Raw genomic sequence first — 23666 nt, forward strand, 5'->3', positions numbered from 1 at the left:
CGATTGAAACCGCGCCGGCCCGCTCCCCCGACCGGCAGGAAAATCCCCTATCTCAGGCGGGACAGGAGCTCCGCCGTCGGGTAGGAATCGGCCGGCAGGCCGAGCCGGGCCTGCACCGCCTTCACCGCCTGGCGTGTCCGCTCGCCGATAATGCCGTCCACACCGCCGACATCGTAGCCGGCGCGCTTGAGCAGCCTCTGCAGCTCCTTCACCTGCGCGACGTTCAGCGAGGCAACCTTGCCGCCGGGATGAACACGCGGCGCGCCGGCGAGCCTTGTCGCGAGATAGGCCGCCGTCGTGGAGTAGACGAGCGACTGGTTCCATTCCAGATAGGTGTCGAAATTGCGGTAGGCGAGGAAGGCCGGCCCGTTGCGCCCCATGGGAAGCAGCAGCGAGGCGGGCAGGCCGTCATTGGAGAGCCGCTGGCCGTTGGCCCGCGTCACGCCCCAACGGGCCCATTGCGAACGCGGATGCTTGATCGCGATATCGGCCTGGTCCCACGGCAGGTTGGAGGGCACGCGCACCTCCTCCAGCCACGGCTCGCCGGCGCGCCAGCCGAGCGCCTTGAGGTAGTTCGCGGTCGAGGCCAGAACGTCCGGCACGCTGCGGATGAGATCGCGCCGGCCGTTGCCGTCGTAATCCACCGCATACTGGTCGTAGACCGTCGGCAGGAACTGCGTCTGGCCGAGCTCGCCGGCCCAGGGGCTGATCATCTCGCGCGGGGTGAGGTCGCCGCGCTGGACGATCCTGAGCGCGGCCATGAGCTGCGGGCGGAACTCCTCCGGCCGCCGGCAGTCATAGGCGAGCGTGGCCAGCGACCGCAGCGTCGAGGTATTGCCCATATTGGCGCCGAAATCGGTCTCCAGCGCCCAGAAGGCGGTGATGACCGGCCCCGGAACGCCGTATTGCCTTTCGATGCGCGAGAATGTGGAGCCGTATTTCTTGAGGTTCCGCCGGCCGTGGGTCAGCCGGTAGTTGTTGACCATGCGCCCGGAGAATTCGAGGAAGGTCTGCGCGAACACGCCCTGCCGGCGGTCCGCGGCGATGACCTTCGGGTCGAGCGTCACGCCGTTCAGCGCATTGGCGATGGTGCGCTGGGAGATGCCGGAGGCCGCCGCCTCCTGCTTGAAGCCCTGAAGCCAGCGGTCGAAGCTGCCCGTATTCTGGCATGCCGCATGGGCGGACCCGCCCGCCAGCACCGCCGCCAGGACAATCGCAGCCCCCGCCAAACCCGTTCCCGTCTGCCGCATCGTCGTCGACTCGCCTGATGATTGAAACCGCGGGCCACTGTGCCAGCGCTTCCGGCGGCGTTCAAGGCCGGCCGGATCTCCGGTCCCGGCAGACGGAACCGCCGGTCATGCCCTCTACAACAGGCGCCAGTTGCGGTATGACTGGGTAACAATGACAGGGATGAGCGCACCATGAATGTCCGCCAGGAAATCGCCACCGGTTATTCCGCCTGCCCGCATGACTGCCCGTCGACATGTGCGCTGGAGGTGGAGCTTCTCGACGAGAACACTGTCGGCCGGGTGCGCGGCGCGGCGGACAACAGCTACACTGCGGGCGTGATCTGCGCCAAGGTCGCGCGCTATGCGGAGCGTATCCACCACCCCGACCGGCTGACGAAGGCGCTGAAGCGCAAGGGCGCGAAGGGCGACGGCGCGTGGCAGGAGATTTCCGTCGGCGACGCGCTCGACGAGGTCGCCGAGGCCTTCCTGAAGGCGGAGGCGCGCTACGGACCCGAAGCGGTGTGGCCCTATTACTATGCCGGCACGATGGGCCTCGTCATGCGCGACGGCATCCACCGGCTGCGCCATGCCAAGCGCTATTCGGGGATGTACGACACGATCTGCACCGCGCTCGCCTGGCCGGGCTTCATCGTCGGCACCGGCCGGCTCTACGGGCCGGATCCGCGCGAGATGGCGAAATCGGATCTGGTGGTCATCTGGGGCACCAACCCGGTGCACACCCAGGTCAACGTCATGACCCACGCGATCCGCGCGCGAAAGGAGCGCGGCGCGAAGATCGCCGTGGTCGATGTCTACGAGACGGCCACCATGAAGCAGGCCGATATCGGCCTCGTCATCCGCCCGGGTACCGACGGGGCGCTCGCCTGCGCGGTGATGCACGTGCTCTTCCGCGACGGCCATGCCAACCGGGATTACCTCGAGAAATACGCCGATTGCCCGAAGGAATTCGAGCAGCATCTCAAGACGAGGACGCCCGAATGGGCCGCCGCGATCACCGGGCTCACGGTGGAGGAGATCGAAGCCTTCGCCACGGCCATCGGCTCAACTCCGCGCAGCTATATCCGCGCGGGCTACGGCTTCACGCGCTCGCGCAACGGCGCGGTCAACATGCATGCGGTGACCTGCATTCCCACCGTCATCGGCGCCTGGCTCCACGAGGGCGGCGGCGCGTTCCACAATAACGGCTCGATCTTCCACTGGAACAAGGAGCTGATCGAAGGGCTCGACAGGCGCGACGACAACGTACGCATGATCGACCAGATTCGCGTCGGCCCGGCGCTCAACGGCGACCCCTACGACCTGGAGGGCGGACCGCCGGTCGCGGCCATGCTGATCCAGAACACCAATCCCGTCTCCGTCGCGCCCGACCAGACGCTCGTGAAGCGGGGCTTCGCGCGCGACGACCTGTTCGTGTGCGTGCACGAGCAGTTCATGACGGAGACGGCGGCCATGGCCGATATCGTGCTGCCGGCCACCATGTTCCTGGAGCATGACGACGTCTACCAGGCCGGCGGCCAGCAGCACATCCTGTTCGGTCCGAAGCTCGTGGAGGCGCCGGGCGCGTGCCTGTCCAACCACGATGTGATCTGCGGGCTGGCAGACCGCGTCGGTGCGGAGCATCGCGGTTTCGCCATGACCCCGCGCGAGCTGATCGACGAGACCCTGCAGGCGTCCGGCTGGGGCACGCTGGAGGCGCTGGAGGAAAAGCGCTGGATCGACTGCCAGCCCGACTTCGACCGGGCCCACTATGTCGACGGCTTCAAGCATCCCGACGGGCGCTTCCGCTTCAGGCCGGACTGGGAAAGCTATTATTTCCGGCCGAACCACAGGCGCCATTTCGGCCCGTTCGACACCATTCCTGAGATGCCGGATCACTGGGCGGTGATCGAGGAGGCCGACGAGGCCCACCCCTTCCGCCTGGCGACGAGCCCGGCGCGCAATTTCCTCAACTCCACCTTCAACGAGACGCCGACCTCGTTGTCGCGCGAGAAGCGGCCCTCGCTGCTCGTCCATCCGGACGATCTGGAGGCGCTGGGCGCGCAGGACGGCCAGAAGCTCCGGATCGGCAATGCGCGGGGCACGGTCACGATCCACGCGCAGGCCTTCGCCGGTATCAAGCGCGGCGTGGTCATCGCGGAGTCGATCTGGCCGAACGAGGCTCACGAGGACGGGCAGGGCATCAATACGCTGACCGGCACCGACCAGCCGGCGCCCTCCGGCGGTGCGGCGTTCCACGACAACCGCGTGTGGATCCGGCCGGCCTGAGGCGGCCCGGAACGGCGCCCGGCCGCGGCGGCCTTCATCGTGCCGTCACACAGGGCTATTATCCGGCGAGGAAGGTGGAGGCCCTGTCATGCGCGCAAAGCAGACCAAAGAGACCGAGACGGTCGGAAACGACAACGGCGCCGCGACCGGCGAGGCGGTCGAGGCAGGCGAGATCGCCACTGTCCGCGAGACGGCGCCCGCGCCGCGGACGCGCCGGCGCGGACGGGCGCCGGCCACCGTCTCCCCGGACAGCCCGGAGCGCTTCATCAATCGCGAGATTTCCTGGCTCGGCTTCAACAAGCGGGTGCTGGAGGAAGCGCGCAACATGCACCACCCGCTGTTGGAGCGGCTGCGCTTCCTGTCGATCTCGGCCAACAATCTCGACGAGTTCTTCATGGTGCGCGTGGCGGGCCTGATCGGCCAGATCCGCGCCGGCGTGGAGCAGATCAGCCAGGACGGGCTGACGGCGGCCGAGCAGCTCGAAGGGGTGCGCGCGCTCGCCCAGGACCTGATGCGCCAGCAGGACCGCGAATGGCTGAAACTGCGCGCCGAGCTCGCCGAGGCCGGCATCGTCCTGGTCGATGCCAACACGCTCTCCAAGGCGGATCTCGGCTGGCTGGAGCGACACTTCCTGGAGCAGATCTTCCCGGTTCTCACCCCGATCGCCATCGATCCCGCCCATCCCTTCCCGTTCATCCCGAACAAGGGGCAGACCTTCGCGCTGAGGCTCCGGCGGACGAGCGACGGCGATGTGATGAACGCGCTGATCCCGATCCCGCCAATGCTGGCGCGCTTCGTGCGTGTGCCCTCCGGCGAGGCGGGCGAGGACGAGCCGGGCGTGATGCGCTGCATCCGGCTGGAGAATATGCTGAGCGTGTTCATCACGCGCCTGTTCCCCGGCTACGAGATCCTCGGCCAGGGCGTGTTCCGCGTCATCCGCGATTCCGATATCGAGATCGAGGAGGAGGCGGAGGACCTCGTGCGCGTGTTCGAGAGCGCGCTCAAGCGCCGCCGCCGGGGCACCGTGATCCGGCTGGAGATCGATTCCGCCATGCCGGCGCGCCTGCGCGACTTCATCGCCGAGGAATTGCAGGTGAGTGGCGACAACGTCGTGCTGTGCGACGGCCTCGTGGGCTATGCCGACACCTCCCAGCTCATCCTGGACGAGCGGCCGGACCTCAAGTTCGTGCCGTATAATCCACGCTTCCCGGAGCGTATCCGCGACCATGGCGGGGATTGTTTCGCCGCGATCCGGGAGAAGGACATCATCGTCCATCACCCCTATGAGTCCTTCGACGTGGTGGTGCAGTTCCTGCGCCAGGCGGCCAAGGACCCCGACGTCATCGCGATCAAGCAGACCCTCTACCGGACCTCGCCGGGCTCGCCCATCGTCGCCGCGCTGGAGAAGGCTGCGGAAGCGGGCAAGTCGGTCACCGCCATCGTGGAGCTCAAGGCGCGCTTCGACGAGGAGGCCAATATCCAGTGGGCGCGCGATCTGGAGCGCGCCGGCGCGCAGGTCATCTTCGGCTTCATCGAGCTGAAGACCCACGCCAAGGTCTCCATGGTGGTGCGTCGCGAGGGGCAGGGGCTCAAGACCTATGTCCATTACGGCACCGGCAACTATCATCCGATCACGGCGAAAATCTATACCGACCTCTCCTTCTTCACCTGCGAGCCGGCGCTCTGCCACGATGCGGCCTGTGTGTTCAATTATGTGTCGGGCTATGCGCCGCCCTCCGATCTGGAGAACCTCGCCATCTCCCCGATCAACCTCCACAAGCGGCTGATCGAGCATATCGAGGAGGAGATCGCGCATGCCAGGGCCGGGCGCCCGGCGCAGATCTGGGCGAAGCTCAACTCCCTGGTCGACCCGGAAATCATCGACGAGCTCTATCGGGCAAGCCAGGAGGGTGTCCAGATCGACCTCATCGTGCGCGGCATCTGCTGCCTGAGGCCGGGCGTGAAGGGATTGTCGGAGAACATCCGGGTGAAGAGCATCGTCGGCCGGTTCCTGGAGCATTCGCGAATCGTCTGCTTCGGCGCGGGCGAGGGGCTGCCGTCGCGCAAGGCGCGCGTCTATATCTCGTCGGCCGACTGGATGCCGCGCAACCTGCACCGCCGCGTGGAGACGCTGGTTCCCATCCACAATCCGACCGTCCACCAGCAGGTGCTCGACCAGATCATGGTGGCCAATCTGAAGGACAACCAGCAGAGCTGGGAGCTCCTGCCCGACGGCTCGTCGCGGCGCATCGTGCCGGGGCCGGAGGACGAGCCCTTCAATGCCCACGAATATTTCATGACCAACCCAAGCCTCTCTGGACGGGGCAGCTCGCTGCAGGATAGTCTGCCGCCCGCGCTATCCGACCGCATATCGCAGCATGCAAGGGCAGTTCAGGGCGGAGAATAAGTGAAGCGAAAGACGCGGAGCGGGGTGGAGCGCCCGCGATACGAGCCGGTCGCCATCGTCGATATCGGCTCGAACTCCGTGCGGCTGGTCGTCTATGACGGGCCGAACCGTGCGCCGGCGCCCATCTTCAACGAAAAGATCCTGTGCGGGCTGGGCCGTGGCGTGGCCTCCACGGGGCGTTTGTCGGACGAATCGGTCGACCGGGCGCTGAGGGCGCTGCGCCGGTTTCGGGCGCTTGCCGAGCAGATCGGCGTGACCCGCGTCTATGCGGCCGCGACGGCGGCTGCGCGGGAAGCGGAGAACGGCGCCGATTTCGTCAAGCGGGCCGAGGAAACCCTCGGCCGCAAGATCCTGCTCCTGTCGGGGCGCAAGGAGGCGGAGCTTGCCGCGCGCGGCGTCGTCTCCGGTATTCCGGATGCGGACGGGCTGATCGGCGATCTCGGCGGCGGCAGCCTGGAGCTCATCGAGGTCAAGGACGGAGAGTTCAAGAAGCCCGTCACCGTTCCGCTCGGGCCGCTGAGGCTCATGGACCTGTCGGGCGGCTCGATCGACAAGGCGCGCACCATGGTCGACGAGATGTTCGCCGACCTGCCCGTCCTTCAGAAGCTCAAGGGCCGGCCCTTCTATGCCGTCGGCGGCACATGGCGCAATCTCGCCCGGCTCCATATGGCGCAGACGCATTATCCGCTCCATATCCTGCACCACTACCGGATCCCGCGGGCCGCCGCGCGCAGCCTTGCAAGCCTCGTGGCGGGGCTGTCGCCGGAGACGATCCGCGACATTCCGGTGATCCAGAAGAGCCGGGCGGAAACGCTGCCCTATGGCGCGCTCGTGCTCGACCGCCTGCTGAAGCGCACCAAGTCGCACAGCATGATCGTTTCCGCGCTCGGCCTGCGCGAGGGGCTGCTCTTCGCCAAGCTCGACAAGCGCAAGCGCAAGCGCGATCCGTTGATCGTCGCCTGCGTGGACTTTGCCCGGCGCTATGCCCGCTCCGTCGACCACGAGTTCGAGCTGTGCGACTGGACGGACCAGCTCTTCGAGAAGAGCGGCCTGAAGGAGGACGCGCGCCAGAGCCAGCTTCGCCATGCCGCCTGCCTGCTCGCCGATATCGGCTGGCGCACCCATCCGAACTATCGCGGCGAGCGCGCGATGACCATCGTCTCGCAGGGCTCCTTCGTCGGCGTCAGCCATCCCGAGCGCATCTTCCTCGCGCTCACCGTCTTCTTCCGCCATGTGGGCCCGCTCGGCGAGAAGGCGCCGTCGGAGTTCATCCGGCTGATCGACGACGAGATGATCTCGCGCGCGCGCCTCATCTCGTCCGCCCAGCGGCTCGCCTATCTGTTATCCGGCGCCATGTCGGGCATGCTGCCGCGCATCGGCCTCGACATCAGCGGCAAGACGCTGACCCTGTCGATGCCGAAGGATCTGGAGGACCTGCTCGGCGAGCGCGTCGACCGCCGCTTCTCCGAGCTCGCCCTGCTTGCCGGCAAGACACCGCAGATCAAGATCGCGGACTGAGGCTGCACAGCGCGGGCGGCCTGCCTGCGTGATCTTTTCGAACCGGGAAGAGTGGTGGGGGCGCGTTATGGAAGGCCGCTACTCCGCGGCCTCCGCATAGGTCTCGTCGCGCGCGACGATCCGCGGGCGCTTGCCGTCGATGACGATGGCGAGCTTGCCGTGCTTGAGGGCGAGCGCGGTCTCCCCGAAGAGCTGGCGGCGCCAGCCCTTCAGCGCGGGGATATCGGCGTTGTCGTCGGCGGCGAGCATCTCAAGCTCGGCTGCCGACGCGATGATCTTGGCGGCGACGCCCTCGCGCTCGCACACGACCTTGAGGGCGAGCTTCAGCACATCGCCGAGCACGCCGACATTCTCGCGCGGGCCCCCCCGGTCGTCGGCGACGTCCGGCAGGCTGGAGGGATCGCGCGCGCGGCCCTCCTCGATGGCCCTGATAAGCCGGTCGGCATGGCGGCTGTCGGCGAAGCCGCGCGGCACGGCGCGAAGCTGGCGAAGGGATGCGGCATCCGCCGGGGCATGCACCGCGATCTCCGACAGCGCGTCGTCCTTGAGGATGCGGTTGCGCGGCACGTTGCGCTCCTGCGCCTCGCGCTCGCGCCATGCGGCGACCTCGATGAAGACGCCGAGCGCCTTCTTGTTGCGGGCACGGAACTTCAGCCGCCGCCAGGCCTCGGCGGGTTCGGCGCGGTAGGTGTCGGGCGAGGTGAGGGTGGCCATCTCCTCCTTCAGCCAGGGAGCGCGGCCGGACTGCTCGAGCTCCGTCTTCAGCTTCCTGTAGACGGTGCGCAGATGCGTCACGTCGGAAATGGCGTATTTGAGCTGCTTGTCGCTCAGCGGCCGCCGGCTCCAGTCGGTGAAACGGGAGGTCTTGTCGATCTGCGCGCCGGCCAGCTTGCGCACGATGTTCTCGTAGCCGATCTGCTCGCCGAAGCCGCAGACCATGGCGGCGATCTGCGTGTCGAAGAGCGGTGCCGGGATCACGTCGCCGCGCTGATAGACGATCTCCAGGTCCTGGCGGGCGGAATGGAAGACCTTGACCACGCCCTCATCCGCCATCAGTCGGAAGAAGGGGCCGAGATCGATGCCGTCGGCGAGCGGGTCGACGATCACCTCGTGGCTCTCGCCGGCCATCTGGATCAGGCAGAGATTGGGCCAATAGGTCGTCTCGCGCATGAACTCCGTGTCGACAGCGACAAAGGGCTCGCGCGCCAGTTCCGCGCAGACGATATCGAGTTGTTCTGTATTTGTAATGATGTTCATGAGCGTTCAGTGCACAAGATGAGGTGAGTCCCGCCGAAGTTCAAGCATCGCGTTCCGGCGCGGCGCCCATCGTGGCCTGCTTTCTCCCGTCGCGTTTATGCCCCGACCGGTTGTGGTTGGCCCTGCGTGCAAGCCTGAAAATCATCGGGGAGGTCCGCAGCAGCGTCACGAACCGCGTGCGCCGCTGGGCCGGAACGCCCGGCCTGGTTGCGATGCGCCACAGCGTGACCACGACGAGCAGGCCGTGCACCACACTTGTATAGAGGAATAGGGCGCGCGCGCCAAACAGTTCGATCACCAGCGAGGCGATGGATGGCCCGGCCATGGCGCCGAGCGAGAAGAAGAACATGAGCCCCGCCGCGATGAGCACATACTGCCCGGGCTCGGCGCGGTCGTTGGCGTGGGCGGCCGACAGCGAGTAGAGCGGCATGGCGAAGGCGCCGAACAGGAGCGCGCCGGCATAGGTGAGCGCGGGCGACCCGTCGGCGACGAGGCTCAGGAACAGGCCGGCGAAGGTCGCGCCCGCCGTCGCCACGCCGAGCGCGACGCGCCGGCTCGCCCGGTCCGACAGGAGGCCGAAGGGGAATTGCAGCGTCGCTCCGCCCACGATGCCGGCGCTCATGAACAGCGCCACGCCTGTCACGTCGAGCCCGATCTTCTCCGCATAGAGCGGGCCGATCAGGCGGAAGGCGCTGTTGGTGAGCCCGATGGTGAAGCAGCCGATGCAGGCGAGCGGCGCGATGCGCCATATGGCGCCGAGATCGAAGCGGAAGCTCTCCGGCGCCTTCGGCCGCGACCGGTTGGACAGCGAGACGGGAACGAGCGAGATGCAGAACATGATGGCGGTGATCGCGAACAGCGCGAACCCGCCCGCGCCATAGACCGGCAGCAGGAACTGCCCGCCGGTCACCGCGCCGAGGTCGACCAGCCGGTAGACGCTGAGCAGCCGCCCGCGATCCTGGTTGCGGGCATTCTCGTTGAGCCAGCTTTCCACCACGGTGAACAGGCCGGCGAAGCAGAAGCCCATCAGATAGCGGATCGCCATCCAGGCATAGGCGTCGACGATGAGGACCAGCGCCAGCGTGCCCGCCGCGGCGAGGGCGGCCAGCGCGGCGAAAACACGGATATGGCCGACCGCCTTGATGAGGCGCGGCCCGTAGATGCAGGCGGTGATGAAGCCCGCATAGTAGGTCGTGCCCATGAGGCCGATGGCCCAGGGCGGAAACCCCTCCATCGCCGCGCGCAGCGTGATGAAGGTGCCCTGAAGCCCGTTGCCCGCGAGCAGGATGCCGGCGGCGGCGAACAGGGGGAGAAGCGGGCCGAGCGCGATCATGACGCCTTGGAAAGCTGAACGGGGGAGCCCCTTTTGCGGATCGATGGTCCAGCACAACCCGATTTGGTGCGACAAGGCAAGCCGGTTGTGGCCGCATGCGCGCGGGTCGGGGGCATTTCGGGGCCTGCCGTCTTGACAAACGGGGCCTCGCATGCGCTCTTCCGCGCCGTGCCTGACGGCATGGGCGGCGCTGCCCGTTCCCTGTCGTCTCGGGGCGGTTTTGGACAGCGATCAATCTCCGGACGAAGAAGAACGAAGTGATGAGTGGCATGCACCGCTATCGGACACATTCATGCGGCGAACTGCGCGAGGCCAATGTGGGCGAGACCGTCCGGCTTTCCGGCTGGGTGCATCGTGTGCGCGACCATGGCGGGCTCCTGTTCATCGACCTGCGCGACCATTTCGGGCTGACCCAGTGCGTCGCCGATCCGGATTCCCCGGCCTTCGCCGCCGTGGAGGAGGTGCGTGCCGAATGGGTGGTGCGCATCGACGGCGAGGTGAAGCTCAGGACGGACGAGACGGTCAATCCGGGCCTGCCGACAGGCCATGTGGAGCTGTTCGTGCGTGAGCTGGAGGTGCTCGGCCGCTCGCGCGAGCTGCCGATGCCGGTCTTCGGCGAGCCCGACTATCCGGAGGACACGCGGCTGCGCTACCGCTTCATCGACCTGCGCCGCGAGACGCTCCACCGCAACATCGTCAGGCGCGGCGAGATTATTTCCTCCATGCGCCGGCGCATGGTCGAGAGCGGCTTCATGGAGTTCCAGACGCCGATCCTGACGGCTTCGTCGCCGGAGGGCGCGCGCGACTTCCTGGTGCCCTCCAGGCTCCATCCGGGCTCGTTCTACGCGCTGCCGCAGGCGCCCCAGCAGTTCAAGCAGCTCATCATGATGTCGGGCTTCGACCGCTACTTCCAGATCGCGCCCTGCTTCCGCGACGAGGATCCGCGCGCCGACCGGCTGCCGGGCGAGTTCTACCAGCTCGACGTGGAGATGAGCTTCGTGGAGCAGGAGGACGTGTTCTCCGCCACGGAACCGGTCATTCGCGGCCTGTTCGAGGAATTCGCGCAAGGCCGGCCGGTGACGGAGACGATGCCGCGCATCCCTTACGCCGAGGCGATCCGCAAATACGGCTCCGACAAGCCGGACCTGCGCAACCCCATCGTCATGAGCGAGGTGACGGAGCAGTTCGCGGGTTCCGGCTTCAAGGTCTTCGCCGGCATGATCGAGGCCGACCCGAAGACCGAGGTCTGGGCGATCCCGGCCAAGGGCGGCGGCAGCCGCGCCTTCTGCGACCGCATGAACTCCTGGGCGCAGGGCGAGGGCCAGCCGGGGCTCGGCTACATCTTCTTCCGCGACGGCGAGGGCGCGGGCCCGATCGCGAAGAACATCGGTCCGGAACGGACCGCCGCCATCCGCGACGGACTCGGGCTCGGCGACGGCGACGCGGTGTTCTTCGTCGCGGGCGATCCGCGCAAGTTCGCCGATTTCGCGGGCAAGGCGCGCCAGAAGGCCGGCGAGGATCTGGGGCTCGTGGACGAGGACCGGTTCGAGCTCGCCTGGATCGTCGACTTCCCGATGTATGAGTGGGACGAGGAGGAGGAGAAGGTCGACTTCTCCCACAACCCCTTCTCCATGCCGCAGGGCGGGCTCGAGGCGCTCGAGAACGGCAATCCGCTCGATCTGAAGGCCTATCAGTACGACATCGTCTGCAATGGCTACGAGATCGCCTCGGGGGCCATCCGCAACCACGAGCCGGAGATCATGAAGCGCGCCTTCGCCATCGCCGGCTATGGCGAGACGGTGCTGGAGGAGCGCTTCGGCGCCCTCTACCGCGCCTTCCAGTATGGCGCGCCGCCCCATGGCGGCATGGCCGCCGGCATCGACCGGATCGTGATGCTGCTGTGCGGCGCGAAGAACCTGCGCGAGGTGACGCTGTTCCCCATGAACCAGCAGGCAGAAGACCTGCTCATGGGCGCGCCGTCGGAGGTGTCGGCGAAGCAGCTGCGCGAGCTCTCCATCCGGCTGTCCCTGCCGGAGAGCTGAGCGCGACCGGGACCGGCGGACGCCCGCGCTTAACGCTTTGTCAACCGGCGACTGCCTTCATCGCCTGGGCAGTTGGGGGTATTTGCGGTGTCCGAGGCAGCGTGGAATGACGGGCTCGCCGGCATCGGGCCGGAACGGGCGGAGCGGCCGCCGCGTCAGGGGGCGCTGCCGTTCATCGGCGCGTTGCGCGATGCCTGGACGCGGCACAAGGTCTCCCAGGCCGCGCGCGCCCTGAAACGCACCCGGCGCATGCCCGATCTCGTCGCGCGCGACATCGTCGCCGTGATGGTCGTGCGCGACGCGGCAAGACGGCTTCCCGATATCTTCCGCCATCACCGGGACCTGGGCGTCGACCGCTTCGTCCTCGTCGACAACGGATCGCGCGACGACACCCGCGCCATCGCGCTCGGCGAGCCGGATGTGGAGGTCTATGTCGTGGAGGACGGGGAGCCGGACCGCGACGATGTCGTCTGGGCCATGGCGGCGATCCGTCTGACGGGGCTCGGGCGGTGGTATCTCGCGATCTCGGCGGACGAGCTGTTCGTCTACGATGGCTGCGAGGGGCACGACCTCCACGCGCTCGCGGAGCGGCTGGAGCGCTGGCGCATCCCGGCCATGCCGGCGCTTGCGGTGGACATGTATGGCGAGGGGCCGGTGCGCTCGACCTATGTGGAGCGCGGCGGACGCCTTCTCGAGGCCTGCCCGTTGTTCGACGGCGACTATACGATGGACCGCAAGGCCAGCCGGCGGTGGCTGGTCTATCGCGGCGGGCCTTTCGAGCGGCTGTCGGGGGGAACCGCGCAGCCCGTGCTCGCGCGCACGCCTTTCGTGAGATGGACGGGGCGCACGCTCTATCGCAGCCCGCAGGAGGCGACGCCCGTATGGTGCAATGTCGGCGCGATGCGCGGCTGCCTGTTGCGGTTCCGCTTCATGGAGGACCTCGCCGACCGGGCCTTCGCCGCCGTCGTCCGCGACGAGCGCGAGGGCGGTGCGCCCGAAGAGCGGCTGCTTCTCGACCTGAGCGAGGCCGACCCCGGCCTCACGCTCGCCCATGAGCACAGCATCCGCTACGAGAGCTCGCACGATCTCGTGGCCGCGGGGCTGATGCCGTCCATTGCGTGGCGGCGCTAGCGCGATTTCAGGACGGCCCGCGCCGGCCTTGCGCACGGGCCGGACGTGTCAAAATGCGGGGCGGCTGCCTCTGGCGGGAGGGCGCGCGGCGAAGTAGGGTGCCCGGGATCCGCGTGCACCGCCCGCGGGTCCAGACGTCAATCCGGGATCTCCAAAGGGGCTTACGCTCGACAATGCCAGCACGCATATCAGACGATCTGAGGACGCACGCTCTCGCCTATCATCGCCAGAACCGGCCGGGGAAGATCGAGATCGCCTCGACCAAGCCCTTGAGCAACCAGCACGATCTGGCGCTCGCCTATTCGCCGGGCGTGGCGGCGGCCTGCGATGCCATCGTGGAGAACCCCGACGATGCCGCCGAGCTCACCTCGCGCAGCAATCTGGTCGCGGTCATCTCCGACGGGACGGCCGTTCTGGGCCTCGGCAATATCGGGCCGCTCGCTGCCAAGCCGGTCATGGAGGGCAAGGCGGTGCTCTTCAAGAAGTTCTCCGGAATCGACGTCTTCGACATCGAGGTTGCCTCGCGCGATGTCGACCATTTCTGCGATGTGGTGGCCGCGCTGGAACCGACCTTCGGCGGCATCAATCTGGAGGACGTGAAGGCGCCGGAATGCTTCGAGGTGGAGACCCGCCTCAAGGAACGCATGGGCATCCCCGTCTTCCATGACGACCAGCACGGCACCGCCATCATCGTCGGCGCGGCGGTTACCAACGCCATGCTGCTTGCCGGCAAGAAGCTCGAAGACGTGAAGGTCGCGGCGTCGGGCGCGGGGGCTGCCGCCATCGCCTGCCTGAACCTTCTCGTCTCGCTCGGCGTCAAGCACGAGAATATTTGGGTCAGCGATATCGACGGCGTGGTCTATGAGGGGCGCGAGAAGGGCATGAACCGCTGGATGGCGGCCTATGCCCAGAAGACCGACAAGCGCTCGCTCGGCGAGATCGTCGAGGGCGCCGACATCTTCCTCGGCGTGTCTGCCGGCGGCGTGCTGAAGCCGGAGATGGTGAAGCGCATGGCCGAGCGCCCGCTGATCATGGCGCTCGCCAATCCGACGCCGGAGATCATGCCCGACGAGGCGCGCGAGGCCTCGCCCGAGGCGATGATCTGCACCGGCCGGTCGGATTACCCCAACCAGGTCAACAACGTCCTGTGCTTCCCCTATATCTTCCGCGGCGCGCTCGATGTCGGCGCCACCGCGATCAACGAGGAGATGAAGCTCGCCGCCGTGCGTGCCATCGCCGAGCTCGCCCACGAGGCGTCCTCCGACGTGGCGGAACGGGCCTATGGCGGCGAGGTGCGCACCTTCGGCCCGGACTATCTGATCCCCACGCCCTTCGATCCCCGGCTCATCCTGCGCATCGCCCCGGCGGTCGCGCGCGCGGCCATGGAAACCGGCGTGGCGCGCCGGCCGATCGAGGATTTCGACGCCTATGACGAGCGGCTGAACCGCTTCGTCTTCCGCTCGGGCTTCGTGATGAAGCCGGTCTTCGCCAAGGCGCGCCAGGCGCCCCGGCGCGTGATCTATGCCGAAGGCGAGGACGAGCGCATCCTGCGCGCCGCCCAGGTGGTCATCGAGGAGGGCATCGCCAAGCCCACGCTCATCGGCCGGCCCGACGTGGTGAACGTCCGGCTGGAGCGCTACGGGCTCTCCATCCGCCCGGGCGAGGATTTCGACCTCATCAATCCGGAGGACGATCCGCGCTACCGGCAATATGTCGACAGCTATCTGGAGCGCACCTGCCGGCGCGGCATCACGCCCGATCTCGCGCGGACCGTCGTGCGCACCAACACCACCGTGATCGGCGCGCTGGCGCTTTATCGCGGCGAGGCCGACGCCATGATCTGCGGGCTCGAGGGCCGGTTCGACTGGCATCTCGACGATATCCGCGACGTGATCGGCCTTGCGCCAGGGGTGGAGGATTTCTCCGCGCTGAGCCTCGTGATCCTGTCGAAGGGCAGCTACTTCCTCGCCGACACCTATGTCTCAGCCGATCCGTGCGCGGAGGAGATCGCGGAGATGACCGTGCTCGCCGCCGACCAGGTGCGCAATTTCGGCATGGAGCCCAAGGTCGCGCTCCTGTCGCATTCGAGCTTCGGCAGCGCCGATTCCGACAGCGCCTGCAAGATGCGCAAGGCGCTGGAGATCCTGCGCATGCGCGCGCCGGACCTGGAGGCGGAGGGCGAGATGCACGGCGATGCGGCCCTCGACGAGGCGCTGAGAATGCGCATCTTCCCGCACTCCAGGCTCAGGGGCGAGGCCAATGTGCTCATCATGCCGAATCTCGATGCGGCCAACATCTCCTACGAGCTGATCAAGTCCATGGCCGATGCGCTGCCCGTCGGTCCGATCCTCATCGGCGCTGCCAAGCCCGCCCATATCCTGACGCCCTCCGTAACGGCGCGCGGCGTGGTCAACATGACGGCGCTGTCGGTCATCGAGGCGCAGCGCCGGGCCGGCACGGAGAGCGGCGAGACGGCCTGATGCCCACGCCCTTGCACGGCGCGAATCGACGCACCATCTGCAAGCGGCAAGGCACGAGCGGCGCGGCGATCCGCCCCTTTCGGGACGGCCATCGAAAAAATCGTCGCGGGGCCGTCAGGAATGTCTTGATTGTGACGCAATGGGCCGGTATATGCCGGCCCTCAAATCCAGACCCCCTGGGTTTCATCTACTGGTTGGGGAGGTTGCCATGACCACAGAGGCCCTCTTCCAATTGGGGATGGACTTGGAGGCTCCAAGCACCGCCCAAACGGAAGATTACACATACCAATCCGAAGGCTCCGACGAGCTGGAGGGGCGGAAGGACCACTTTATCAGCAAGAACGGAGTCTCCTGTGCGGGGACCCATCTGATCATCGATCTGATCGGCGCCGAGAAGATCGACGATATCGACCATATCGACCGGGCTCTGCGCGACTGCGTGGAGACGGCCGGTGCAACGCTGTTGCATATCCATCTGCATCACTTCACGCCCAATAGCGGCGTGAGTGGCGTGGCGGTGCTGGCGGAAAGCCATATTTCCATCCACACATGGCCGGAGCGCGGCTACGCGGCGCTCGACGTGTTCATGTGCGGCGATGCCAAGCCGGAGCGCTGCGTGGATGTGCTCAGGCAATCGTTCGGGCCCCGCAAGGTCCGCGTGAAGGAAGTCCTGCGCGGCCGCGGAGCGTGACCGGGCGCGATCCGACCGAACAGGGGGAGGGCGGTGCCGACGGTGCCGCCCGAACCGTCCCGGACCCGGGTTATCCAGTGTCATCCAGAACATGACAGCATGATGCGTGCCGGGCGCCATCGGCGCCTTGCGCGCTCCAGCCTGCGAGGGAGCTTCCAATGACGCACTCCACGAGCGATGCCGGGCAGGGGACCTGGTACTCGGAGACCCTGCACCGTGGCCTGCGCACCTCCATCGAGGCGCGCAAGGTGCTCTTCGACAGCGAGACCGAGCATCAGCGCCTCGTCGTGATCGAGAGCGTCGGCTTCGGCAAGGTCGTGCTGCTCGACGGCGTCATCCAGCTCACCACGTCGGACGAGTTCATCTATCACGAGATGCTCGCCCATCTGCCGATCCTGGCCCATGGTGCGGTTTCCGACGTGCTGATCGTCGGCGGCGGCGACGGCGGCATGGCCGAGGAGGCGCTCAAGCACGACGGCGTGAAGCGGCTGACCATGGTGGAGATCGACGCCGGCGTGATCGATTTCGCGCGCGAGCATCTGGCGGAGGTCAACAAGGGCTGCTTCGACGATCCCCGCTTCGATCTCGTCATCGCCGACGGCAAGGACTTCGTCGCCTCCACGGACAAGCGCTACGACCTCGTCATCGTCGATTCGACCGACCCCATCGGCCCGGGCGAGGTGCTCTTCACGGAGACCTTCTACGGCGCCTGCAAGTCGATCCTGAAGCCCGGCGGCATCCTGGTGACGCAGAACGGCGTGCCGTTCTTCCAGGCCGGCGAGCTGAAGGCCACCATGGCCGCCTTCTCCGGCCTGTTCGCCGATGCGAGCTGCTACCTTGCCTCCGTGCCGACCTATTTCGGCGGCGACATGGCCTTCGGCTGGGGCACCGACAATGCCGATCTCAGGACGGTGCCGCTCGAGACCCTGAAGGCGCGCTACGCCGCATCCGGCATAGACACGCGCTACTACACGCCCGAGGTTCACCAGGCCGCCTTCGCGCTGCCCGCCTATGTCCGCGACATGGTGGAGGCCGCCGGCCGATAGGCCCTGCCTCCGCGCCGTTGCGCCTGGCCGCTCGCCTTGCCGCGCCGATTTGGCTATGATTTCCCTCCGGGGTCCGCGAGACACCATCAGGGCGAGGGTCAGGCAATGAGGCACCTTGTGCGTGGCGGAATACTGGGGGTGGTGGCATTCGGCCTGGCCATGACCATGGCCTCGTCGGCGGCATCCGCCCAGCAGCGCCAGGCCGATGTCTTCGGCGGGATCGGCCGCTTCTTCGAAGAGCTCGGCAATGCCTTTTCGGGATCGTCGCGGCGGACGGTCTCCTTCGACACCAAATATGCGCCGAACTCCATCATCGTCAGCACGCGCCAGCGCGCGCTCTATTTCGTGACGCAGAGGGGGCGGGCGCTGCGCTACCCCGTCGGGGTCGGGCGCCAGGGCTTCCAGTGGAGCGGCGTCTCGCACATTTCGCGCAAGGCCAAATGGCCCGGCTGGACGCCGCCCGCCGCCATGCGCAAGCGCCAGCCCTATCTGCCGAAATACATGCCGGGCGGTCCCGGAAACCCGCTCGGCGCGCGCGCCCTCTATATCTCCGGAACGCTCTACCGGATCCACGGGACGAGCGAGGCGCGCACCATCGGTCGGGCCGTGTCGTCGGGCTGCATCCGCATGCTGAACGACGATGTCATCGACCTCTACCAGCGCGTGCCCATAGGCGCTAAGGTCTACGTCTATCAATAGACCGGCGGGGCGGCCGCCAGGACGGGGTGCGCCGGCGCCCGCCATCGCTTGCCGCCTCCGCATGCCGGGAGAGGGGGAACGAGCGTCATGAGACTGACCCTTCTGGGAACGGGCTGCCCGGTCGCGAGCGCGGAGCGCCTGGGGCCGGGAACGCTGATCCGCCATGGCGATGTCGCGGTGCTCGTGGATTGCGGATCGGGCGTCGCCCAGCGGCTCGTCCAGGCGGGATGCCCGGGGCGCGGTCTCGACGCGGTCCTCGTCACCCACATTCATTCCGACCATCTGGTCGACCTCTACCAGCTCATCGTTTCCTCGTGGCATCAGGGGCGGGAGAAGCCGTGGCTCGTCTACGGTCCGCCGGCCCTGCGTCCGCTCGTGAAGGAGATGATGGCGCTGTGGCAGGATGAGCGCCAGCTCAGGATCGCCCATGAGCACCGCCCCTCCACCACGGGGCTGGAGGTGGAGGTGCGCCCGCTTCACGACGATGGCCATTTCGCCATTGGCGGGCTCGCCATAGAGAGCTTCGCCGTCGACCATCGCCCAGTCGAGCCGGCCTTCGGCCTGGCCTTCGGGGCGGGCGAGGGGACGGAGCACCGCCGTCTCGTCCTGTCCGGCGATACATGCCGCTGCCCGGCCGTCGTGGCGGCCGCGAAGGGCGCCGATCTCCTGGTGCACGAGGTGTTCGTGCATGCCGCCATGACGCCGGAGCCCGGCGTGCGCAGCCGCGAGACCATCGACCGGGTCGCGGCCTATCACACATCCTCCGGCGAGGTCGGCAAGATCGCCACGGAGGCGGGCGCCGGCGCCCTGGCGCTCACCCATATCGTGCCGCCCTCCGCCGACCGCGCCGCGCTTCTGCGCGAGGTGGCGGCGGATTTCTCCGGCCCCGTCATCGTCGGCGAGGACCTCATGGAGATCGATCTGGACGGCCGCGCCCTGCGTCACGGCACACTCCATCTCTCGCTCGGCCGGACCGGCGGGGACTGACCGGCACGGGCCTCAACGTCCCGGGGGGCGTCATGAACTGGTTCGCCTATATCGACCTCTATTGCGAGCGCACCGCGCCGGGGCTCATGAACGAGCCGGCCAATGCGGTGTCGAACGCCGCCTTCTTCCTCGCCGCGCTCCTTGCCATGCGGGCCGCGATGAAGGCCGGGGACGCCGCCCGGCGCGACGGGTTCCTGTGGGTGCTGATCGCGCTCGTGGCGGTCATTGGCGCGGGCTCCGCCGCCTTTCACACCTTTGCGGAACGCTGGTCGCTGATCGCCGACGTGGCGCCGATCACGGCCTTCATCTATGCCTTCTTCTTCTATGCGATGAGGCGCTATATCGGGCTCGGCACGACCGGCGCGCTCGCGGCCATGGTCGCCTTTCTGGCTCTGTCCTTCGGCTTCGGCGAGCTCATGCCGGCGGGCGCGCTGAACGGCTCGGGCGACTATCTCCCCGCCTTCGCGGCCATGGTGGCCGTCGGGGCCGAACTCCTCCGGCGCGGCCATCCCGCGGGCCACTGGGTCCTGGGCGCGGGCGGCGTGTTCGCCATCTCGCTCACCTTCCGCACCGTCGATCCGGCCGTCTGCCCGGCCTTCCCCACCGGCACCCATTTCCTCTGGCACATCCTCAACGCCACGGTGCTCTACCTCCTCCTCATGTCCGGCGTGCGTTACGGCGGGGGCGCGGAGCGCGGCGGGGCCGGCACATAAGGCAGAAAAGCCCCCCGGCCGGCGGGCGCGGGGGGCTTCCTTGTCGTTCAGTGTCGGTCAGTGTGCGGTGCGGTGTCTCACGAGCATCCGCTCGTGGAACCGCAGGTGTCGCATTTCAGGCAGGTGCCGTTGCGGACCATGGTGAAGTTGCCGCATTCGCCGCAGGCCTCGCCCTCATAGCCCTTCATGCGGGCCTCCGCGACGCGGGCGGCGGCGATCTCGGTGTGCGAGGTGGTCGTGACGCCCATGGCGGTCGTTTCCGTCGTGATGTCCTCGACCTCCATCTCCGCTACCGCGAGCGAGGGCGCCGGCTGGCCGGACGCCTCGGCGGGGTTTGCGACGGCGACCGACAGCGCGCCGGACGACTTGCCGGGGATCACCACCAGATTGTCCGTCATCCGCCGGCGCAGGAAGCCGGAGGAAAGGAGCTTGGCGGCGGGCAGGGGGGCGGGCGCATGCTCGCTGCCGGCGCTGTCCGCGCCGTCGTCCCCGTCCGCCGGGGCCTTGCCCTCCTTCACGCCCTTGCCGAGCGCGTCGAAGCCGATGTCGCCGGGCTCGACATGGGCGAGGTCGTGGCGGCCGAGATAGGAGACCGCGAGCTCGCGGAACACATAGTCGAGGATCGAGGTCGCGTTCTTGATCGCCTCGTTGCCCTGCACGAAGCCGGCCGGCTCGAAGCGGGTGAAGGTGAAGGCCTCCACGAACTCCTCCAGCGGCACGCCGTACTGGAGGCCGAGCGACACGGCGATGGCGAAGTTGTTCATCATCGCCCGGAAGGCGGCGCCCTCCTTGTGCATGTCGATGAAGATCTCGCCGAGCGCGCCGTCCTCGTACTCGCCGGTCCTGAGATAGACCTTGTGGCCGCCGACAATGGCCTTCTGGGTGTAGCCCTTGCGGCGGTGGGGCAGCTTCTGGCGCTCGGCGCGTTCGGCCGGCATCTCCACGATGCGCTCCACGATCTTCTCCACCACGCGTTCCACGCGCTGATTGGCGGGCTGGCTCGCCGCGACCTCCTCGACGAACTCGTCCTGCTCGTCCTCGTCGTCGGAAATGAGCTGGGCGTTGAGCGGCTGGGAGAGCTTGGAGCCGTCGCGATAGAGCGCATTGGCCTTCAGGGCGAGCTTCCAGGAGAGCATATAGGCCTCCTGCGTCTCCTCCGTCGTCGCCTCGTTCGGCATGTTGATGGTCTTGGAGATGGCGCCGGAGATGAAGGGCTGGGCGGCGGCCATCATGCGGATGTGGCTCTCCACCGACAGATAGCGCTTGCCGAGCCGGCCGCACGGATTGGCGCAGTCGAAGACGGCGAGATGCTCGTCCTTCAGGTGCGGTGCGCCCTCGAGCGTCATGGCGCCGCAGCAGTGGATGTTGGCCGCCTCGATCTCCTTCCTGGAAAAGCCCAGATGGGCGAGCAGGTCGAAGGCGAGGTCGTTGAGCTGATCGTCGGTGAGCCCCAGCGTTTCCTTGCAGAAGGCCTCGCCGAGCGTCCACTTGTTGAAGACGAACTTGATGTCGAAGGCGGTCGCGAGCCCCGCCTCGACCGCCTCGATGGCGGCGTCGGTGAAACCCTTCGCCTTGAGCGCCTCGTGATTGACGCCGGGCGCGTCCTTCAGCGTGCCGTGGCCGACCGCGTAGTCGACGATGGCCTTGATCTCGCCGGCCCCGTAGCCGAGCCCGCGCAGGGCTTCCGGAACGGCGCGGTTGATGATCTTGAAGTAGCCGCCGCCGGCGAGCTTCTTGAACTTGACCAGCGCGAAGTCGGGCTCGATGCCGGTCGTGTCGCAGTCCATGACGAGGCCGATCGTGCCGGTCGGCGCGATGACGGTGGCCTGCGCGTTGCGGTAGCCGTTCTTCTCGCCGAGCGCGACGGCGCGGTCCCAGGCCGCGCAGGCATGCTCGACAAGGGTCTGGTCGGGGCAGTTCGCGTGATCGAGCGCGACGGGGGCGACGTTGAGCGCCTCGTAGCCCTCGCTCTCGCCATGGGCGGCGCGGGCATGGTTGCGCATGACGCGCAGCATGTGGTCGCGGTTCTTCTTGTAGCCGGGGAAGGGGCCGAGCTCGCCGGCCATCTCCGCGGAAGTGGCGTAGGATACGCCCGTCATGATCGCGGAGATCGCACCGCAGATCGCGCGGCCCTCGTCGGAATCGTAGGACACGCCGGAGGTCATGAGCAGGCCGCCGATATTGGCAAAGCCAAGGCCCAGCGTGCGGAACTCGTAGGACAGCGCCGCGATCTCCTTGGACGGGAACTGCGCCATCATGACCGAGATCTCGAGCACGACGGTCCACAGCCTCACGGCGTGCTCGAAGGACTCCGTCTCGAACCGGCCGGTCTCCTTGTCGCGGAACTGAAGCAGGTTCAGCGAGGCGAGATTGCAGGCCGTGTCGTCGAGGAACATGTATTCCGAGCACGGGTTCGATGCGCGGATCTCGCCCGATGCCGGGCAGGTGTGCCAGTCATTGATGGTGGTGTGGTACTGGATGCCGGGATCCGCGCAGGCCCAGGCGGCATAGCCGATCTTGTCCCACAGCGCGCGCGCCTTCACCGTCCTGGCGACGCCCTTGCGCATGCGCCAGTTGAGATTCCAGTCGCCGTCCTCCTCGACCGCGCGCAGGAAGTCGTCGGTGACGCGCACGGAATTGTTGGAGTTCTGGCCGGAAACCGTGCGGTAGGCCTCCGAATCCCAGTCGGTGTCGTAGGTGTCGAACGAGATGTCCGTGTGGCCCTGGCGCGCGAACTGGATGACCCTGCGGATAAGGCTGTCGGGCACGTGGTTGCGCCGCGCCTGGCGCACCGCGCGCTTGAGGGCGGGGTTGCGGTCGATCTCGTAGCAGTCCTCGCCCGGCGCCTCGCAGTTCACGCACGCCTTCATGATGGCGGAGAGGCTCTGCCTGACGAGCTTGGAGCCGGCGACGAGGGCGGCGACCTTCTGCTCCTCCTTCACCTTCCAGTCGATATAGGACTCGACATCCGGGTGGTCGATGTCGACCACGACCATCTTGGCCGCGCGCCTGGTGGTCCCGCCGGACTTGATGGCGCCCGCCGCCCGGTCGCCGATCTTCAGGAAGCTCATGAGGCCGGAGGACTTGCCGCCGCCCGAAAGCGGCTCGTTCTCGCCGCGGATGCGGGAGAAGTTGGAGCCCGTGCCGGAGCCGTACTTGAACAGCCGCGCCTCGCGCACCCACAGGTCCATGATGCCGCTCTCGTTGACGAGATCGTCCTCGATGGACTGGATGAAGCAGGCATGCGGCTGGGGATGCTCATAGGCCGATTTCGACTTCACCAGCTTGCCGGTGAACGGGTCGACATAGAAATGCCCCTGGGACGGGCCATCGATGCCATAGGCCCAGTGGAGGCCGGTATTGAACCATTGCGGGGAGTTCGGCGCGCATTTCTGTGTGGCGAGCATGTAGCACAGCTCGTCATAGAAGGCGCGCGCATCCTCCTCCCCGTCGAAATAGCCGCCCTTCCAGCCCCAGTAGGTCCAGGTTCCGGCCAGACGGTTGAACACCTGCCGGGCCTGGGTCTCCGAGCCGTAACGCTCATCCTCCGGCAGCTCGGCGAGCGCCGCCTCGTCGGGCACCGAGCGCCACAGCCACGAGGGAACGCTGTTCTCCTCCACGCGCTTCAGCCGTGCCGGCACGCCCGCCTTGCGGAAATATTTCTGCGCGATGATGTCGCTCGCCACCTGGCTCCACGCGGCCGGCACCTCGATATCCTCCAGCCGGAAGACGACGGAGCCGTCCGGATTGCGAATCTCGCTCGTGGTGCGGCGGAACTCCAGTCCCTCGAAGGGCGACTGTCCGGCTTCAGTGTAACGGCGCTCGATGCGCATGGGACCCTCTCGAA

General features: G+C 67.5%; 15 protein-coding genes. 11 read left to right on the plus strand and 4 right to left on the minus strand.

Translation table 11 applies throughout. The features are described from left to right. Positions 1 to 47 precede the first annotated feature (47 nt). Complete coding sequence (locus HW532_RS19710) at positions 48 to 1250, minus strand: lytic murein transglycosylase (RefSeq protein WP_213162092.1); 1203 nt, start codon at positions 1248 to 1250, stop codon at positions 48 to 50. 171 nt (positions 1251 to 1421) lie between these two features. On the opposite strand from HW532_RS19710, the gene HW532_RS19715 reads away from it, so the two are divergent. From HW532_RS19715 to ppx, 3 genes are all read left to right on the plus strand, one after another. Then, on the plus strand, positions 1422 to 3515 hold the full coding sequence (locus tag HW532_RS19715) for a molybdopterin-containing oxidoreductase family protein (RefSeq protein ID WP_213162093.1): 2094 nt from the start codon (positions 1422 to 1424) through the stop codon (positions 3513 to 3515). 88 nt (positions 3516 to 3603) lie between these two features. Beyond that, positions 3604 to 5922 carry an RNA degradosome polyphosphate kinase gene (locus HW532_RS19720; protein ID WP_213162094.1) on the plus strand — a complete coding sequence of 773 codons (2319 nt, stop codon included), beginning with the start codon at positions 3604 to 3606 and terminating at the stop codon, positions 5920 to 5922. Next, positions 5923 to 7440, plus strand: coding sequence for an exopolyphosphatase (gene ppx / locus HW532_RS19725; RefSeq protein WP_246479325.1), 1518 nt, complete (start codon positions 5923 to 5925; stop codon positions 7438 to 7440). Between the two features lie 78 nt (positions 7441 to 7518). Here ppx and rnd read toward each other — a convergent pair whose 3' ends face one another. Continuing rightward, positions 7519 to 8697 carry a ribonuclease D gene (rnd, locus tag HW532_RS19730; RefSeq protein ID WP_213162095.1) on the minus strand — a complete coding sequence of 393 codons (1179 nt, stop codon included), beginning with the start codon at positions 8695 to 8697 and terminating at the stop codon, positions 7519 to 7521. A gap of 40 nt (positions 8698 to 8737) precedes the next feature. Then, the gene (locus HW532_RS19735) at positions 8738 to 10030 is read right to left on the minus strand and encodes an MFS transporter (protein WP_213162096.1); all 1293 of its coding nucleotides are present in this window, start codon (positions 10028 to 10030) and stop codon (positions 8738 to 8740) included. A 269-nt stretch (positions 10031 to 10299) separates the two neighbouring features. Between HW532_RS19735 and aspS the strand changes: the two genes are divergently transcribed. From aspS to HW532_RS19775, 8 genes are all read left to right on the plus strand, one after another. Next, positions 10300 to 12072, plus strand: a complete 1773-nt coding sequence (aspS, locus tag HW532_RS19740) for an aspartate--tRNA ligase (RefSeq protein ID WP_213164665.1) — start codon at positions 10300 to 10302, stop codon at positions 12070 to 12072. An 87-nt stretch (positions 12073 to 12159) separates the two neighbouring features. Next, positions 12160 to 13203, plus strand: a complete 1044-nt coding sequence (locus tag HW532_RS19745) for a glycosyltransferase family 2 protein (protein WP_213162097.1) — start codon at positions 12160 to 12162, stop codon at positions 13201 to 13203. Positions 13204 to 13376: 173 nt separating this feature from the next. Further along, on the plus strand, positions 13377 to 15683 hold the full coding sequence (locus HW532_RS19750; protein ID WP_213162098.1) for an NADP-dependent malic enzyme: 2307 nt from the start codon (positions 13377 to 13379) through the stop codon (positions 15681 to 15683). 208 nt (positions 15684 to 15891) lie between these two features. Further along, a complete protein-coding gene (speD, locus tag HW532_RS19755) occupies positions 15892 to 16374 on the plus strand; it encodes an adenosylmethionine decarboxylase (protein ID WP_213162099.1) in 483 nt (160 codons plus the stop codon). 158 nt (positions 16375 to 16532) lie between these two features. Next, entirely contained in the window at positions 16533 to 17420 is an 888-nt protein-coding gene (gene speE / locus HW532_RS19760) for a polyamine aminopropyltransferase (RefSeq protein WP_213162100.1), read from the plus strand. A gap of 105 nt (positions 17421 to 17525) precedes the next feature. Further along, the gene (locus HW532_RS19765) at positions 17526 to 18119 is read left to right on the plus strand and encodes a L,D-transpeptidase (RefSeq protein WP_246479326.1); all 594 of its coding nucleotides are present in this window, start codon (positions 17526 to 17528) and stop codon (positions 18117 to 18119) included. 87 nt (positions 18120 to 18206) lie between these two features. Continuing rightward, positions 18207 to 19106 carry an MBL fold metallo-hydrolase gene (locus tag HW532_RS19770; protein WP_213162101.1) on the plus strand — a complete coding sequence of 300 codons (900 nt, stop codon included), beginning with the start codon at positions 18207 to 18209 and terminating at the stop codon, positions 19104 to 19106. A gap of 32 nt (positions 19107 to 19138) precedes the next feature. Next, positions 19139 to 19819: a hypothetical protein gene (locus HW532_RS19775; RefSeq protein WP_213162102.1), complete on the plus strand. Its 681-nt coding sequence runs from the start codon at positions 19139 to 19141 to the stop codon at positions 19817 to 19819. A 77-nt stretch (positions 19820 to 19896) separates the two neighbouring features. On the opposite strand, the gene HW532_RS19780 is transcribed toward HW532_RS19775, so the two are convergent. After that, complete coding sequence (locus HW532_RS19780; RefSeq protein ID WP_213162103.1) at positions 19897 to 23652, minus strand: vitamin B12-dependent ribonucleotide reductase; 3756 nt, start codon at positions 23650 to 23652, stop codon at positions 19897 to 19899. Positions 23653 to 23666 lie beyond the last annotated feature (14 nt).

The organism is Kaustia mangrovi (assembly GCF_015482775.1).
Classification (GTDB): Bacteria; Pseudomonadota; Alphaproteobacteria; order Rhizobiales; family Im1; genus Kaustia; species Kaustia mangrovi.

Bases quoted from the DNA above. Each gene is read 5' to 3' on its own strand.
- HW532_RS19770 (WP_213162101.1), top strand. From the start codon at position 18,207: ATGAGACTGACCCTTCTGGGAACGGGCTGCCCGGTCGCGAGCGCGGAG.
- aspS (WP_213164665.1), top strand. From the start codon at position 10,300: ATGCACCGCTATCGGACACATTCATGCGGCGAACTGCGCGAGGCCAAT.
- rnd (WP_213162095.1), bottom strand. From the start codon at position 8,697: ATGAACATCATTACAAATACAGAACAACTCGATATCGTCTGCGCGGAA.
- HW532_RS19720 (WP_213162094.1), top strand. From the start codon at position 3,604: ATGCGCGCAAAGCAGACCAAAGAGACCGAGACGGTCGGAAACGACAAC.
- speE (WP_213162100.1), top strand. From the start codon at position 16,533: ATGACGCACTCCACGAGCGATGCCGGGCAGGGGACCTGGTACTCGGAG.
- HW532_RS19775 (WP_213162102.1), top strand. From the start codon at position 19,139: ATGAACTGGTTCGCCTATATCGACCTCTATTGCGAGCGCACCGCGCCG.
- HW532_RS19735 (WP_213162096.1), bottom strand. From the start codon at position 10,030: ATGATCGCGCTCGGCCCGCTTCTCCCCCTGTTCGCCGCCGCCGGCATC.
- HW532_RS19765 (WP_246479326.1), top strand. From the start codon at position 17,526: ATGAGGCACCTTGTGCGTGGCGGAATACTGGGGGTGGTGGCATTCGGC.
- HW532_RS19750 (WP_213162098.1), top strand. From the start codon at position 13,377: ATGCCAGCACGCATATCAGACGATCTGAGGACGCACGCTCTCGCCTAT.
- HW532_RS19710 (WP_213162092.1), bottom strand. From the start codon at position 1,250: ATGCGGCAGACGGGAACGGGTTTGGCGGGGGCTGCGATTGTCCTGGCG.
- HW532_RS19780 (WP_213162103.1), bottom strand. From the start codon at position 23,652: ATGCGCATCGAGCGCCGTTACACTGAAGCCGGACAGTCGCCCTTCGAG.
- speD (WP_213162099.1), top strand. From the start codon at position 15,892: ATGACCACAGAGGCCCTCTTCCAATTGGGGATGGACTTGGAGGCTCCA.
- HW532_RS19715 (WP_213162093.1), top strand. From the start codon at position 1,422: ATGAATGTCCGCCAGGAAATCGCCACCGGTTATTCCGCCTGCCCGCAT.